Annotated in this window: 13 protein-coding genes; 12 read left to right on the top strand and 1 reads right to left on the bottom strand. The window is 69.4% G+C overall.

All coding sequences use genetic code 11. The features are described 5' to 3' along the window. Window positions 1–58: 58 nt before the first annotated feature. The 12 genes from LWP59_RS29850 to LWP59_RS29795 all read left to right on the top strand — a co-directional run bounded on the left by LWP59_RS29850 (window position 59) and on the right by LWP59_RS29795 (window position 12,451). Complete coding sequence (locus LWP59_RS29850) at window positions 59–886, top strand: SDR family NAD(P)-dependent oxidoreductase (RefSeq protein ID WP_144644901.1); 828 nt, start codon at window positions 59–61, stop codon at window positions 884–886. Then, on the top strand, window positions 883–2,397 hold the full coding sequence (locus tag LWP59_RS29845; protein WP_144644899.1) for an aldehyde dehydrogenase family protein: 1,515 nt from the start codon (window positions 883–885) through the stop codon (window positions 2,395–2,397). The genes LWP59_RS29850 and LWP59_RS29845 overlap by 4 nt, the downstream gene beginning before the upstream one ends. Continuing rightward, window positions 2,398–3,153 carry a glucose 1-dehydrogenase gene (locus LWP59_RS29840; RefSeq protein WP_144644897.1) on the top strand — a complete coding sequence of 252 codons (756 nt, stop codon included), beginning with the start codon at window positions 2,398–2,400 and terminating at the stop codon, window positions 3,151–3,153. A 153-nt stretch (window positions 3,154–3,306) separates the two neighbouring features. Further along, window positions 3,307–4,101, top strand: a complete 795-nt coding sequence (locus tag LWP59_RS29835; RefSeq protein WP_144644895.1) for an MlaE family ABC transporter permease — start codon at window positions 3,307–3,309, stop codon at window positions 4,099–4,101. Next, the gene (locus LWP59_RS29830) at window positions 4,101–4,961 is read left to right on the top strand and encodes an MlaE family ABC transporter permease (RefSeq protein WP_186383590.1); all 861 of its coding nucleotides are present in this window, start codon (window positions 4,101–4,103) and stop codon (window positions 4,959–4,961) included. The genes LWP59_RS29835 and LWP59_RS29830 overlap by 1 nt, the downstream gene beginning before the upstream one ends. Continuing rightward, window positions 4,958–6,289, top strand: coding sequence for an MCE family protein (locus LWP59_RS29825; RefSeq protein ID WP_144644891.1), 1,332 nt, complete (start codon window positions 4,958–4,960; stop codon window positions 6,287–6,289). The genes LWP59_RS29830 and LWP59_RS29825 overlap by 4 nt, the downstream gene beginning before the upstream one ends. Then, window positions 6,286–7,338, top strand: coding sequence for an MCE family protein (locus LWP59_RS29820; protein WP_229858475.1), 1,053 nt, complete (start codon window positions 6,286–6,288; stop codon window positions 7,336–7,338). The genes LWP59_RS29825 and LWP59_RS29820 overlap by 4 nt, the downstream gene beginning before the upstream one ends. Beyond that, the gene (locus LWP59_RS29815; protein ID WP_144644889.1) at window positions 7,335–8,366 is read left to right on the top strand and encodes an MCE family protein; all 1,032 of its coding nucleotides are present in this window, start codon (window positions 7,335–7,337) and stop codon (window positions 8,364–8,366) included. The genes LWP59_RS29820 and LWP59_RS29815 overlap by 4 nt, the downstream gene beginning before the upstream one ends. Next, window positions 8,363–9,550, top strand: coding sequence for an MCE family protein (locus LWP59_RS29810; RefSeq protein ID WP_144644887.1), 1,188 nt, complete (start codon window positions 8,363–8,365; stop codon window positions 9,548–9,550). The genes LWP59_RS29815 and LWP59_RS29810 overlap by 4 nt, the downstream gene beginning before the upstream one ends. Then, window positions 9,547–10,716, top strand: a complete 1,170-nt coding sequence (locus tag LWP59_RS29805; protein ID WP_144644885.1) for an MCE family protein — start codon at window positions 9,547–9,549, stop codon at window positions 10,714–10,716. Before LWP59_RS29810 ends, LWP59_RS29805 begins: the two co-directional genes overlap by 4 nt. Beyond that, complete coding sequence (locus LWP59_RS29800; protein WP_144644883.1) at window positions 10,716–11,957, top strand: MCE family protein; 1,242 nt, start codon at window positions 10,716–10,718, stop codon at window positions 11,955–11,957. Before LWP59_RS29805 ends, LWP59_RS29800 begins: the two co-directional genes overlap by 1 nt. Further along, on the top strand, window positions 11,957–12,451 hold the full coding sequence (locus LWP59_RS29795; protein ID WP_144644880.1) for a hypothetical protein: 495 nt from the start codon (window positions 11,957–11,959) through the stop codon (window positions 12,449–12,451). Before LWP59_RS29800 ends, LWP59_RS29795 begins: the two co-directional genes overlap by 1 nt. An 8-nt stretch (window positions 12,452–12,459) precedes the next feature. Here the strand turns inward: LWP59_RS29795 and LWP59_RS29790 are convergent, their stop codons facing one another. Next, the gene (locus LWP59_RS29790; RefSeq protein WP_407653125.1) at window positions 12,460–13,707 is read right to left on the bottom strand and encodes an IS110 family RNA-guided transposase; all 1,248 of its coding nucleotides are present in this window, start codon (window positions 13,705–13,707) and stop codon (window positions 12,460–12,462) included. Window positions 13,708–13,880: the final 173 nt, after the last annotated feature.

Raw genomic sequence — 13,880 nt, 5'->3', positions numbered from 1 at the left:
CTGTGCGGTGAGAGGCGGGCCGATCCCTGGCTTGCCGTGCCAGCGAGGAGGCTGCCGGGTGGACAGGGTCGCCATCGTCACGGGTGCCGGGGCCGGGCTGGGCCGCGCGGAGGCGCTGGCGCTGGCCCGCGGTGGCGCGGCTGTCGTGGTGAACGACGTGGCCGACACCGACGTCGTGGCCGAGATCGAGGCCGCGGGCGGCAAGGCGCTCCTGGTCAAGGGTGACGTCGGCGAGCGGGAGACCGCGGACGCGCTGCTGGCGGCCGCGCTGGAGCACTTCGGCGGGCTGCACGTGGTGGTGAACAACGCCGGCGTGCTGCGGGACCGGATGCTCTTCTCGATGTCCGACGAGGAGTGGGACACCGTCCTGCGGGTGCACCTGCGTGGGCACTTCCTGTTGTCCCGCAACGCCACCGCGCACTGGCGGCAACAATCCAAAGTGGAAGGGAAACCGGTGTACGCGCGGATCGTCAACACCGCGTCCGAAGCCTTCCTCTTCGGCTCCGCGGGACAGCCCAACTACGCCGCGGCCAAGGCCGGGATCGCCGCCCTCACCGTCGCGACCGCTCGCGGCTGCGCGCGCTACGGCGTGCGGGCGAACGCGATCTGCCCGCGGGCGCGCACCGGGATGACCGAGAACGTCTTCGGCGAAGCGCCCGAAGGGGACGATCCGTTGTCCGTGGAACACGTGGCGCCGTTCGTCGCGTTCCTCGCCTCGCCCGAGGCCGACGAGATCACCGGCCAGGTCTTCGTCGTGCACGGCGGAAAGGTCGCGCTCGTGCGCCCGCCCACGCTCGAACAGACCTGGGACCTCGCCGAACTGTCCGCATTGCCCGGTTACTTCAGCGGCCGCGAGCAGATGTTCGCCAGTCAGGAGTTGCTATGACGCTCACCGTGCAACCGCATCGCGAATCCGTCGGTCTCAAGGCGGGTCAGCTGCTCGTCGACGGGCAGTGGGGGCCGGGTGCGGGCGGGGCCACCTGGACGCACCACCACCCGGCGACGGGCGAGGCCATCGGCGAGTTCGCCGTCGCGACCGCGGGCGACGTGGACGCCGCGGTCGGGGCCGCGCGCCGGGCCTTCGACTCGGGGGCGTGGTCCAACGCGCGGGCCGGCACGCGGATCAAGGTCCTGCACCGCTACGGCGACCTCCTGCGCGAGCACGCCGCCGAGCTGCGTGCCTTGCAGGCGCTGGACAACTCGGTGCCGTTGTCGTTCAGCGAGAACATCTACGCGACCTCGGTCGAGGCCGCGGCCGACGTGTTCGACCACCACGCCGGCTGGATCGACAAGCTCGGCGGCCAGACCCTGCCGCCGTACCAGGGCGGCGACCACCTCGCGATGACCTTCCGCGAGCCGGTCGGCGTCGTCGCCGCGATCCTGCCGTGGAACGCGCCCTTCCTGCTGTTCGCGCAGAAGGTCGCCCCGGCGCTCGGGGCGGGCTGCACGGTCGTGCTCAAGCCGTCGGAGTACTGCACGTTCACCGTGCTGCGCATGGTCGAGCTGCTGGCCGACGCCGGGCTGCCGCCGGGCACGCTGAACGTGGTGACCGGTCCCGGCGACCCGGTCGGCGAAGCGCTGATCACGCACAAGGACGTCGACAAGATCAGCTTCACCGGTAGCCGCGCGATCGGCAAACGGATCGTCGAGGCCTCGGCGGGCACCCTCAAACGCGTCTCGCTGGAGCTGGGCGGCAAGAGCCCGGCGCTGGTGTTCGCCGACGCGCCCAACGTCGGCCTCGCGGCCGCGACGACGATCGGCGCGGTCACCATGGGGCTGTCCGGTCAGGCCTGCGTGGCCAACACCCGCGCGCTCGTGCACCGCGAGGTGTATGACGAGTTCATCGCCGCCGCGCAGGGCATGGCGGCCGCGATCACCTACGGCGACCCGTTCGACCCGGGCGTGCTCTCCTGCCCGCTGATCAACGAGCGTCAGCTGGAGCGCGTGCTCGGCTACATCGAGAAGGGCGTCCAGGAGGGCGCGCGACTGGTCACCGGCGGCGAACGCCTCGGCGGCGAACTGGCGGACGGCAACTTCGTCGCCCCCACGATCTTCGCCGACGTGACCAACGACGCGACCATCGCGCAGGAGGAGATCTTCGGCCCGGTGCTCGCCGTCGTCCCGTTCTCCGACGAGGAGGAGGCGATCCGGCTCGCGAACGACACCGAGTACGGCCTGGGTGCGAGCGTGTTCAGCGCGGACGCCCAGCGCGCGTTCCGGGTCGCGCGCAAGCTGCGGGCCGGCACGATCGGCGTCAACGGGTTCCAGATCGAACCACATCTGCCGTTCGGCGGGTTCAAACAGTCGGGGCTCGGCCGCGAGGGCGGGTTGTCCTCGATCGAGGCGTTCACCGAGCTCAAGTCCGTGTACCTGCCACTGACCGACGAGATGATGTAGATGGGCAGGCTGGCCGGGAAGGTCGCGCTGCTCACCGGGGCGGCGCGCGGACAGGGCGCGGCGGCCGCGCGGCGGTTCACCGAAGAGGGCGCGAAGGTCGTGATCGCCGACGTCCTCGACGACGAGGGCAAGGCGCTCGCCGACGAGCTCGGCGCGCTGTACCAGCATCTCGACGTGAGCAGCGAGGACGACTGGAGCGCGGCGGTGGACCGGGCGGTGGACGAGTTCGGCAGCCTGACGGTGCTGGTCAACAACGCCGGCATCCTGCATTTCTCCGAGCTCGCCAAGACCACGCTCGCGGACTACGAGCGCGTGATCAGGGTGAACCAGATCGGTGCGTTTCTCGGGATGCGCTCGGTCGTTGAACCCATGTCCCGGGCCGGTACCGGCTCGATCGTCAACGTGTCCTCAGTGGAAGGACTGGCCGGAATGCCGTTCCTGGTCGCCTATACCGCGAGCAAGTTCGCGATTCGCGGAATGACGAAGGTGGCCGCGCTGGAACTGGGACCGAAAGGCATCCGGGTCAATTCCGTCCATCCGGGGATGATCGACACGAAAATGGTCTCCGACGCCGCGGGGGGCGCCGAGATCGACACTTCCTGGGTGGGCAAGAAGGTCGCACTGGGCCGGGTCGGGCAGCCGGTCGAGATCGCGAACCTGGTGGTTTTCCTCGCCAGCGACGAAAGCTCGTACAGTACGGGCGCCGAGTTCGTCGCCGACGGTGGCGCGACCGCGACACACGCGTTGAAGCTGTGACCGCGGCGCGAAGCGCCTCCTCGAGGGGTGGCGGGTGGGTGATCGACAACACCTGGAGGCCGTCGATTTGATCACGTGAACACCGCTAACGAAAAGCGGGCGCACATGGTGAGCAAGACTCAGGGCAACGAGGCTAGGGTCGGCGGAGGTGTGATGGGTTCGCGCAGTGGCACGGTCGGCGTTCCGGGCACCGCCGCGCTCGCACAGGTCGGCAGGCTGGCCACGCTCGGCTGGGAGGTGCTCTGCGCGATCCCGCGGCGGCCCTTCCAGTTCCGCGAGTGGATCCAGCAGTGCTGGTTCTTCGCCAGCGTCACGATCCTGCCGACCGCGCTCGTGGCGATCCCGTTCGGCGCGGTGATCGCGCTGCAGCTGGGCTCGCTCACCGAGCAGATCGGGGCGCAGTCGTTCACCGGTGCCGCGAGCGCGCTCGCGATCGTGCAGCAGGCGTCGCCGCTGATCACCGCCCTGCTCGTCGCGGGCGCCGGGGGCAGCGCGGTCTGCGCGGACATCGGGGCACGCAAGATCCGCGAAGAGATCGACGCCATGGAGGTGCTCGGGGTCAACCCGATCCAGCGGCTGATCGTGCCGAGGGTGCTCGCCGCGATGGTCGTGTCGATCCTGCTCAACGGCCTGGTCAGCGTGGTCGGCGTGCTCGGCGGTTACTTCTTCAACGTCGTCATGCAGGGCGGCACCCCCGGTGCGTACCTGGCCAGCTTCAACGCGCTCGCGCAGCTGCCGGACCTCTACATCAGCGAGATCAAGGCGCTGCTGTACGGGTTCGTGGCCGGGGTCGTGGCCGCCTACCGCGGGCTGCACCCCGCCGCCGGGCCGAAGGGCGTCGGGGACGCGGTCAACCAGGCGGTCGTGATCACGTTCCTCCTGCTGTTCCTGATCAACGTGGTGCTCACGGCCGTCTACCTGCGGGTCGTGCCGCCGAAGGCGTTGTGATGACGGCACAGCCACTGGAGGTCGACGAGCACCCGGACCGGACGCTGGAGCTGATCGCGCGCCCCGGTGCGATCTTCGAGGGCTTCGGCGAGCAGCTGTCGTTCTACGCCCGCGCGCTGGCCTGGTCGCCGCGCACGCTGCGCCGCTACTTCAAGGAGACGGCGCGGCTGCTGACCGAGGTGTGCTTCGGCACCGGCGGGCTCGCCGTGATCGGCGGCACGCTCGGCGTGATGATCGGCATGACGATGTTCACCGGGCTCATCGTCGGCATGCAGGGCTACGCGGCGCTCAACCAGCTGGGCACCGCCGCGCTCACCGGGTTCATCTCGGCCTACTTCAACACCCGCGAGGTCGCGCCGCTCGCGGCCGGTCTCGCGCTCTCGGCGACCGTCGGCTGCGGGTTCACCGCGCAGCTGGGCGCGATGCGGATCTCGGAGGAGATCGACGCGCTCGAGGTGATGGCAGTGCCGAGCATGCCCTACCTCGTCACCACCCGGGTGCTCGCGGGCATCGCCGCGGTGGTCCCGCTGTACGCGATCGGACTGCTGTCGTCCTATCTGGCCTCCCGGCAGATCACCGTCTGGCTCTACGGGCAGTCCGCCGGCACCTACGACCACTACTTCAACCTGTTCCTGCCGCCCGAGGACGTGCTCTGGTCATTCCTGAAGGTGATCTTCTTCAGCGCGATCGTGATCCTGTCCCACTGCTACTACGGCTACACCGCCTCGGGCGGGCCTGCCGGCGTCGGCGTCGCCGTGGGGCGCGCGGTGCGCACCTCGATCGTCCTCATCTCGCTGCTCGACTTCTTCCTGAGCCTGGCCATCTGGGGTGCGACCACGACAGTCAGGATCTCGGGATGAACGCCTCGATCCTGCGGCGCAGGCTCGGCCACCAGCTGCTCGGGCTGGTCTTCCTCGTGGTGTGCGCGTTGTTCTTCGTCACCACGGTCGCGATCTACAAGAAGGAGTTCACGCCGGTTTCGCTGGTGCAGCTGGAGACCGACCACGTCGGCAACCAGCTCGGCGCCGGCTCGGACGTCAAGATCCGCGGCGTGGAGGTCGGCGAGGTCCGCTCGGTCAACTCCCTGGGCGACCACGCGGCGGTGGAGCTGGCGCTGGACCCGGACAAGATCGGGCAGATCCCGGCGAACGTGTCCGCCCGGCTGCTGCCCAAGACCCTGTTCGGCGAACGCTACGTCGCCCTGCAGATGCCCGCGCGGCCCGCCCCCGGGCACCTCGAGGCCGGTGCCGTGATCCCGCAGGATCGCAGCAGCTCGGCGATCGAGCTGGAGCAGGTGCTCGACGACGTGATGCCGCTGCTGCAGGCGGTGCAGCCGCAGAAGCTTTCGGCGACCCTGAGCGCGGTGTCCACGGCCTTGCAGGGCCGCGGGCAGCAGCTGGGGCAGACGCTGGACCAGCTGTCGGACTACCTCGGCAGGCTGAACCCCTCGCTGCCCGACATCAAGGCCGACATCTCCAGCTTCGCGAACGTGACCGACGTCTACAACCAGGCCGCACCGGACTTCCTGCAGGCGCTGTCGGACCTCACCACGACCAGCAAGACGCTGGTGGACAAGCAACAGCAGCTCTCGCAGGTGTTCCAGTCGGTGAGCAACGTGTCCGGGGACCTGACGAGCTTCCTGGAGGTCAACGAGAACAACATCATCCGGCTGACCACCACCGCGCAGTCCACCTTGGACGTCCTGGCGAAGTACGCGCCCGAGTACCCCTGCATGCTCCAGCAGTTCGCCGATTCGGTCCCGCGCGCGTACGAGGCGTTCGGCTACGGCACCGACCAGATGAACCACGTGACCATCCGGTTCATCGCCGACCGCACCAAGTACCTGCCGGGCGTGGACGAGCCGAAGTACACCGACAAGCGCGGGCCGCGCTGCTACCCGCAGGTGGTGCCGCCGGGACGGTGGCCGCAGTACCCGCCGGGCGGCCCGCTGCAGGACGGGTCGAGCCATCCCGCCGTGCCGCCGGGGGAGAACACGCCGCTGCCGAGCAACGGGATCATCCAGGGTGGCTCCGGCACCACGGGCTCGGTCGCGAACTCCCCGGCCGAGCAGCAGCTGATCGGCACGCTGCTGGCGCCGGAGCTGGACACCACGCCCGAGCAGGTGCCGGACTGGGCGAGCCTGCTCGTCGGGCCGCTCTACCGCGGGGCGGAGGTGGACGTCCAGTGAGAGGCCTGCTCGCGCCGCTGATCAAGATCTCGGTCTTCGCCGTGGTCACCGTCGTGCTCACCGGGATCCTCGGCGCCACCATCGCGAACACGAACTTCGGCGTCACCTCCGACTACACCGCGCGCTTCACCGACGCGTCCGGTCTGCACGAGGGCGACGACGTGCGCATCGTCGGCGTCAAGGTCGGGCAGGTCGACAAGATCAACGTGGTGAGCGAGGGCGACGGCAGCTCGAACTTCCTCGCCGACGTGCACTTCTCGATCTCCTCGGCCTACCACCTGCCCGCCGCGGTCACCGCCACCGTCAAGTACCGCAACCTCGTCGGCCAGCGCTACCTCTCGCTCGGGACCACAGTGGACGGTGGCGGCCAGCTGTCGGTGGGCGGGCTGATCCCGCCCGAGCGGACCCAGCCCGCACTCAACCTGACGGTGCTGTTCAACGGGTTCAAACCGCTGTTCCAGGCGCTGGACCCACAGCAGGTCAACCAGCTGTCCTACGAGATCATCCAGGTGTTCCAGGGCGAGGGCGGCACGATCGAGAGCCTGCTGACGCACACCGCGTCGGTGACCTCCGCGATCGCCGACAAGGACAAGGTGATCGGGCAGGTCATCGACAACCTCGACACCGTGCTCGCCACGGTGAACCAGCACGGGCCGCAGCTGTCGAACCTGATCGACCAGACCCAGCAGCTGGTCACCGGCCTGGCCCAGCAGCGCCAGCCGATCGGCGACGCGGTGTCCGCGCTCGGGGACCTGACCGACGTCACCGCCGGGCTGCTGCGCGACGCGCGCCCCGCGGTCAAGGACGACATCGCGAACCTCGGCGTGCTCTCGAACACCCTGTCGGACTCCGGGCAGCTGCTGGACGAACTGCTGCAGAAGATGCCGGGCAACCTCGACAAGTTCACCCGGACCCTGAGCTACGGCGGCTGGTACAACTACTACCTCTGCGGCCTGTCCGGCACCATCGGCATCTCCTCGCTGGACATCACCCTGCCGTTCCTGCCCATCCCGGACACCGAGACGCCGGAGAGGTGCAAGCCGTCGTGAAACGTCTCCGCGATCGCAACCAGGCCGGCGTCGGCGCGGTGGCCCTCGTGCTCATCGTGCTCGTCAGCGTGGTCGCCTACTTCTCCGACGAGCTGCCGCTGCTCAGCTCCGGGACGACGTACGAGGCCTACTTCGCCGAGTCCGGCGGGCTGGTGCCCGACAACGAGGTCCAGGTCGCGGGCGTCAAGGTCGGCCAGGTCAGCTCGGTGGCGCTGGCGGGCAAGAAGGTGCTCGTGAAGTTCAAGGTCTCCGGCACGAAGGTGGGCAACGCCACCACCGCCTCGATCGAGATCAAGACGCTGCTGGGCGACAAGTACCTCGCGCTGGTGCCGAAGGGCGGTCAGGCGCAGGACCCGGACGAGCCGATCCCGGTCGAGCGCACGACCACGCCGTTCCAGCTGCAGGACGCGTTCCAGCAGCTGTCGAACACGGTCGGGGACATCAACACCCAGCAGCTCGCGCAGAGCTTCGACGCCGTGGCGGCCGCGCTCAAGGACACCCCGAAACCGTTGCAGGACACCCTCAACGGCCTTTCCGCGCTGTCGAAGACGGTGTCGTCACGGGACCAGGAGCTGGCGAACCTGCTGAGCAACACCAGTCAGGTCTCGAAGACGCTCGCCGACCGCGATGCGCAGCTGCAGCAGGTCATCGACGACGGCAACCTGCTGCTGACCATGCTGCAGCAACGCCGGGACGCGATCAGCGCGCTGCTCAAGGGCACCCAGGACCTCTCGGCGCAGCTGAGCGGTCTCGTCGCCGACAACCGGGCGCAGCTGCGGCCGACGCTGGAGAAGCTCGGCGACGTCACCGACATCCTGCAGCGCAACCAGGACAACCTCGGCCGCAGCCTCGCGCTGCTCGCGCCGTTCTCCCGGGTGGGGGCCAACGCGACCGGCAACGGGCGCTGGTTCGAGGGCTACATCTGCGGCCTGTTCCCGCCGGTGATCAAGGCGGGTGCGGTGTCGGTGAACCCGGAGGGCTGCACCCCGCCGATCTCCGCGCCGGACCAGGGGGTGGGCGGCCGATGAGCATCGACAGCAGAACCGGACAGCAGGTCTACCGCTGGGTCGCGGCCGCGTGCGTGCTCGCGCTGGTCGTCACCGCCGGGCTGTGGCTGGCGTTCCGCGACTCCGGCGGCACCCGGGTGTCGGCGTTGTTCGACAAGACCGTCGGGCTGTACTCGGGCTCGTCGGTGCGGGTGCTGGGCGTGAAGGTGGGCGAGATCACCGACGTGACGCCGCAGGGCGACGTCGTGCGCGTGGACATGCGGGTCGATCCGGGGGTGCAGATCCCGTCGGACGCCGGCGCGGTCGTCGTCGCGCCGTCGCTGGTGAGCGACCGGTACGTGCAGCTGACCCCCGCCTACGACAGCGGCCCGGTGCTGGCGTCGGGCAGGGTGATCCCGAAGGACCACACCGCCACGCCGATGGAGATCGACGACCTGTACGGCAGCCTCGACAAGCTCTCCACGAGCCTCGGCCCGAACGGCGCCAACGCGGGCGGCGCGCTGTCGAACCTGCTGGACACCGCGGCCAAGAACCTCGACGGCAACGGCAAGAACATCAACGACACCGTCACCGAGCTGGCCAACCTCTCCAGGACCCTGGACGACTCGAAGGGCGACCTGTTCGCGACGGTGCGGAACCTGCAGTCGTTCACCACGACACTGGCCGACAGCGACAACCAGCTCAACCAGTTCTACTCGCGGGTGGCCGACGTGACGGGCTTTCTGGCCGACGACTCCGACGACGTCGGCCGGGCACTGTCGTCGCTCGCGAACTCGCTCGGTGACGTCCAGCAGTTCGTCGAGGAGAACCGCGACCTGCTGACGTCCAATGTGGACAAGCTGGCGAGCGTGAGCAAGGTGCTCGTGGACCAGCGCTCGGCACTGGCCGAGGTGCTGGACGTGGCGCCGACGGGCATGACGAACTTCATCAACTCCTACGACGCGGCCTCGGGCAGCATCGCGATCCGCTACAACGCCAACGAGTTCACCAACCCGCTGGTGACCACGCTGTGCCGGGTGCTCGAGGCGTCCACCCCGGTGGGGCTGCCGGACGTGGTGTCCAACCTGTGCCAGGCGATCCAGCCCGTCGTCGACGGTGTCGCGAAGCTCCCGTCGATCCCGCAGCTGATGGCGGACATGTCCAGCGGCAAGGTCCCGCCGCTGCCGTTGCTGCCGCTCGTCTCCATTCCGGGGGACGGCTCATGAAGCGGCTCTTGGGCATCCTGGTCGTGGCGCTGTTGCTGGGCGGCTGCGGGACCGGCGGGTTCTCCGGGCTCTACAGCACGCCGCTGCCCGGTGGCCCCGACCTCGGCGACCATCCCTACCGCGTCACCGCCCAGTTCGCGGATGTGCTGGACCTCGTGCCGCAGGCGAGCGTGAAGGTCAACGACGTCGCCGTCGGCCGGGTCGACAAGATCGAGCTTGCCCCGGACACGCGGTCGGCGCTGGTGAGCATGCGCGTCAACGGCGACGTGAAGCTGCCCGCAAACTCCTATGCCGACCTGCGCCAGTCGAGCCTGCTGGGGGAGAAGTTCGTCGAACTGCGCGAGCCGACCGGCCAGGACGCCACCGGCACGCTGAGCGACAACGCGGTGATCCCGTTGTCGCGCACCAACCGCAACCCCGAGGTCGAAGAGGTCCTCGGCGCCTTGTCGTTGCTGCTCAACGGCGGCGGCGTGAACCAGCTGGCCGACATCACCCGCGAGCTGAACAAGGCGCTGACCGGCAACGAGGCCGAGATCCGCGCCCTGCTGTCCAGAGTGGACCAGCTGGCCACGGAGCTGGACGGCCAGAAGGGCGAGATCACTCGCGCGATCGACGGGCTGAACCGGTTGTCCAGCACGCTCGCCGGGCAGACCACGAACCTGACCAACGCGCTGGACAACCTCGCGCCCGGGCTGCAGGTGGTGACCCAGCAGCGGGACCAGCTGGTGGGGATGCTGCAGTCGCTGGACACCCTGTCCGGGGTCGCCGTCGACACGGTCGACAAGAGCAAGGACCAGCTGATCGACAACCTCAAGGCGCTCACGCCCACCCTGCAGAAGCTCGCCGAGGCGGGGCAGAACCTGCCGACAGCGCTGAAGATCCTGCCCACCTACCCGTTGCCGGACGTCGCGGGCGACGTGGTCAAGGGCGACTACGCGAACGTGCGGGCGCGGCTGGACCTGGACCTGAGCGGGATCCTGCAGAACGTCGAGAACGCCGGACGGGTGCAGATCTCCACGCCCGCCGGCGGCATCCAGCTCGGCGGCGGCTCCGCGCCGCCGCTGCCGTTGTCCCAGCAGCAGCCGCAGACGTCGACGCCGGCCACGCCGTCGGATGGGGGCGTGCTGGGGAACCTGCTGGGCACGTTGCTGGGAGGTGGGCACTGATGTTCACCCGGCGGCACTGGGTGAAGCTGCTCGCGTTCGGGCTCATCGCGGTGCTCTCCGTCGGCTACGCGGGCGGCAAGTACGCGGGGCTGGACCGGTTGTTCGGCCCGCGCGGCTATGTCGTGACCGCGCAGCTGGCCGACTCCGGCGGCATCTTCGTCAACGCCGAGGTCACCTACCGCGGCGTGTCCGTCGGCAGGGTCGTGGGGATGCGGCTGGACGACCAGGGCGTCGCGGTGGACCTGGACATCGATTCGGGCTCGCCGTCCATCCCGGCCGACACCCAGGCCGTCGTCGCCGACCGCTCCGCCGTCGGCGAGCAGTACGTCGACCTGCGCCCGAGCCACGAGACCGGGCCGTACCTGCACGACGGGTCGGTCATCCAGCGCGACAGGACCGCGCTGCCCGTGTCGCCGGACACCGTGCTGACCAATCTGGACAAGTTCGTGTCCAGTGTGGACCCGTCGTCACTGCAGACCGTGGTGAACGAGACCTACGACGCGTTCGCCGGCAGCGGCCCGGACCTGCAGCAGCTGCTGGACACCGCCGGGTCGTTCACCTCGACCGCGACCGAGAACCTGCCGCAGACCACGCAGCTGCTCTCCGACGGGCGCACCGTGCTGGCCACGCAGGAGCGCCAGGCGCAGAACATCACCTCGCTCGCGACGGGGCTGCGTCGGATCGCCACCCAGCTCAAGACGTCCGACCCGGACCTGCGCAAGATCATCGACGAGACGCCGCAGCTGGCGGACGACGTCGACAACATCCTGTCGGTGTCCGGCACGGATCTCGGGGTGCTGATCGCGAACCTGCTGACGACGGTCCAGATCACCGCGGTGCGTACCGACGCGATCGAGGAGCAGCTGGTCGCCCTGCCGGTCATTTCGGCGTTCTCCCGGTCGGTCGCGTCGAACGGCGAAGGGCATCTGGGGCTGGTGCTCAACTTCTTCGACCCGCACTCCTGCACCAAGGGCTACGAGACGACGAAGCAACGCCCGGCGAACGACACCAGCGACGCGCCGGCGAACACGCAGGCCTACTGCGCCGAACCGGCCGGCAGCCCCACGGACGTCCGGGGTGCGCAGAACGCGCCGTACGCGGGCATGCCCGTCACGCCCGTCCAGTCACAGCAGCCAGCCCAGTCCGCGCAGCCCGCCCAGCAGTCGCAGTTGCCCGGTCTGCTGGGCCTGGTGCAGGGGCCGGGTGCGACGGGAATCGGGCAGCTGCTGGGATTGCCGTGATGAAGTCTCCGGGAATGGTGGCCATGGGCGCGCTGGCCGCCGTGTCTGTGCTGGTCGCGGCGTGGTGCGGCTGGTCGTGGTGGAGCGCCGCCCACGACGACGCCGCGACGCGCGGGCAGGATCGTGACACCGTGCTGGCCGCGGCGGGCGATGCGCTGACGGCGCTCAACACCGTCGACTACCACGATCCCGGGCCCGCGGTGGACCGGTGGATCCAGGTCACGACGGGGCAGCTGGGCAAGACGATCAGCGGTGACCGGCAACTGCAGCTCGACCGCGCGACCGCGAGCAAGACGGTCGCGAGCGCGCGGGTCAACCAGGCCGCGGTGGCGGAGCTGAACCCGGACGCCGGGACAGCGCGGGTGCTCGTGGTGCTGGACGTGCAGCTGAGCACCAACGGCTCGCCGTCGGCGCCTTCGCGTGCGCGGCTCAACGCCTCGCTGACCCGCACCGACTCGGGCTGGAAGGTCGACTCCGTGCAGGCGGCTTCCTAATGCTGATGTCAAGCGGTGGCGGTGACCGGTACGGGTTGGTAGTAGCGCCCGTCGCGCAGGAGTGCCCACAGCACGTTGACTCGTCGTCTGGCCAACGCGAGGACGGCTTGGGTGTGATGTTTGCCTTCGGCGCGTTTTCGGTCGTAGAAGCGACGCGATTCGGGGCTGAACTGGATGCTGATCAGCGCGGAGGTGTAGAAGACCCGTTGCAGGCCACGGTGATAGCGCTGGGGCCGGTGCAGGTTGCCGCGGACGCGGCCGGAGTCGCGGGGTGCGGGTGCCAGGCCGGCGAAGCCGGCCAGGTGGTCGGCGCTGGTGAAGGCGCTCAGGTCGCCGCCGGTGGCGGCCAGGAACTCCGCGCCGAGCAAGGTGCCGATGCCGGGCAGGCTGGTGATCAGCTCGGCGTGGCGGTGGCGGCGAAACCGGCCCTCGATGAGCTTGTCGGTGTCGCGGATCTGCTCGTTGAGGGCCATCACCTCCCCGGCCAGCGTGGCGATGAGCTGAGCGGTCAACGCTTCGGCGGGCAACGTGGTGTGCTGTCCTTGGGCGGCCTGGATTGCTTTGGCGGCCAGTTCGGCGGCGCCTCGGACCTTGCGGTGGCCCAACCAGCTCTCCAGCCGGGCCTGGCCGGTCCGGCGCAGCGCGGCGGGGGTCTGGTAGCCGGTGAGCAGGACCAGTGGTCCGGTGTTGGTGACATCCAGGACGCGTTCCAGGCCGGGGAAGATGCTGGTGAGCAGTTCCCGCAGGCGGCTGATAGTGCGGGTGCGGTCGTGGACGAGGTCGGTGCGGCGGCCGGTGAGCAGCTTCAGTTCGGTGGTGATCTCGTCACCAGGACGGATCGGGTGCAGGTCGCGGCGCATCCGGGCCTGGTCTGCGATGATCGCGGCGTCGCGGGCGTCGGTCTTGCCCTCACCCCGGTAGCCACTGGCTGCGCGGTTGACCGCGCGGCCGGGGATGTAGAGCAGCCACTGGTCATGGGCTGCCAGCAGCCCGATCAGCAAAGCGGCCCCGCCGTCGGCCAGGTCCACCGCCCAGGTCACCGCGTTGTCGGTGCCAAGCGCGATGACATCGGCGATCAGGCGCAGCAACTCGGTCTCGTCGTTGAGGACCCGACGCGACATCAACCGCTGTCCTTCAGTGTCGATCACCACGCAGTGGTGATGAGTTTTCCCGGCATCCACACCGGCCCAGACCTGGGGCACGGTCACCTCCGCACACTCGATGGATTTTCCTCCCGGAGACGACCTCGCCGGCATGGCCCTACACAGCGATCTACTCGCACATCCCAATCAGCGGCCGGGTCGTCGTGGGGTGCCAGGCGGCCAAGCCACCTGAACCATCGAGGGCAGCGTCATGAAAGCCATACCCGACACCCCTGGGTGAACCGACCCTACGAACGGACTACCTCACCCACCACAGAAGGTAGGGC

The organism is Amycolatopsis acidiphila, assembly GCF_021391495.1.
GTDB lineage: Bacteria > Actinomycetota > Actinomycetes > Mycobacteriales > Pseudonocardiaceae > Amycolatopsis_E > Amycolatopsis_E acidiphila.
Note: the sequence above shows the minus strand (reverse complement) of the source record. Positions and strands in the feature narration are given on the sequence as shown.

Excerpts from the sequence above, each read along its gene's own strand:
- LWP59_RS29845 (WP_144644899.1), top strand. The coding sequence starts at position 883 with ATGACGCTCACCGTGCAACCGCATCGCGAATCCGTCGGTCTCAAGGCG.
- LWP59_RS29840 (WP_144644897.1), top strand. The coding sequence starts at position 2,398 with ATGGGCAGGCTGGCCGGGAAGGTCGCGCTGCTCACCGGGGCGGCGCGC.
- LWP59_RS29835 (WP_144644895.1), top strand. The coding sequence starts at position 3,307 with ATGGGTTCGCGCAGTGGCACGGTCGGCGTTCCGGGCACCGCCGCGCTC.
- LWP59_RS29830 (WP_186383590.1), top strand. The coding sequence starts at position 4,101 with ATGACGGCACAGCCACTGGAGGTCGACGAGCACCCGGACCGGACGCTG.
- LWP59_RS29825 (WP_144644891.1), top strand. The coding sequence starts at position 4,958 with ATGAACGCCTCGATCCTGCGGCGCAGGCTCGGCCACCAGCTGCTCGGG.
- LWP59_RS29810 (WP_144644887.1), top strand. The coding sequence starts at position 8,363 with ATGAGCATCGACAGCAGAACCGGACAGCAGGTCTACCGCTGGGTCGCG.
- LWP59_RS29805 (WP_144644885.1), top strand. The coding sequence starts at position 9,547 with ATGAAGCGGCTCTTGGGCATCCTGGTCGTGGCGCTGTTGCTGGGCGGC.
- LWP59_RS29800 (WP_144644883.1), top strand. The coding sequence starts at position 10,716 with ATGTTCACCCGGCGGCACTGGGTGAAGCTGCTCGCGTTCGGGCTCATC.
- LWP59_RS29795 (WP_144644880.1), top strand. The coding sequence starts at position 11,957 with ATGAAGTCTCCGGGAATGGTGGCCATGGGCGCGCTGGCCGCCGTGTCT.
- LWP59_RS29790 (WP_407653125.1), bottom strand. The coding sequence starts at position 13,707 with ATGCCGGCGAGGTCGTCTCCGGGAGGAAAATCCATCGAGTGTGCGGAG.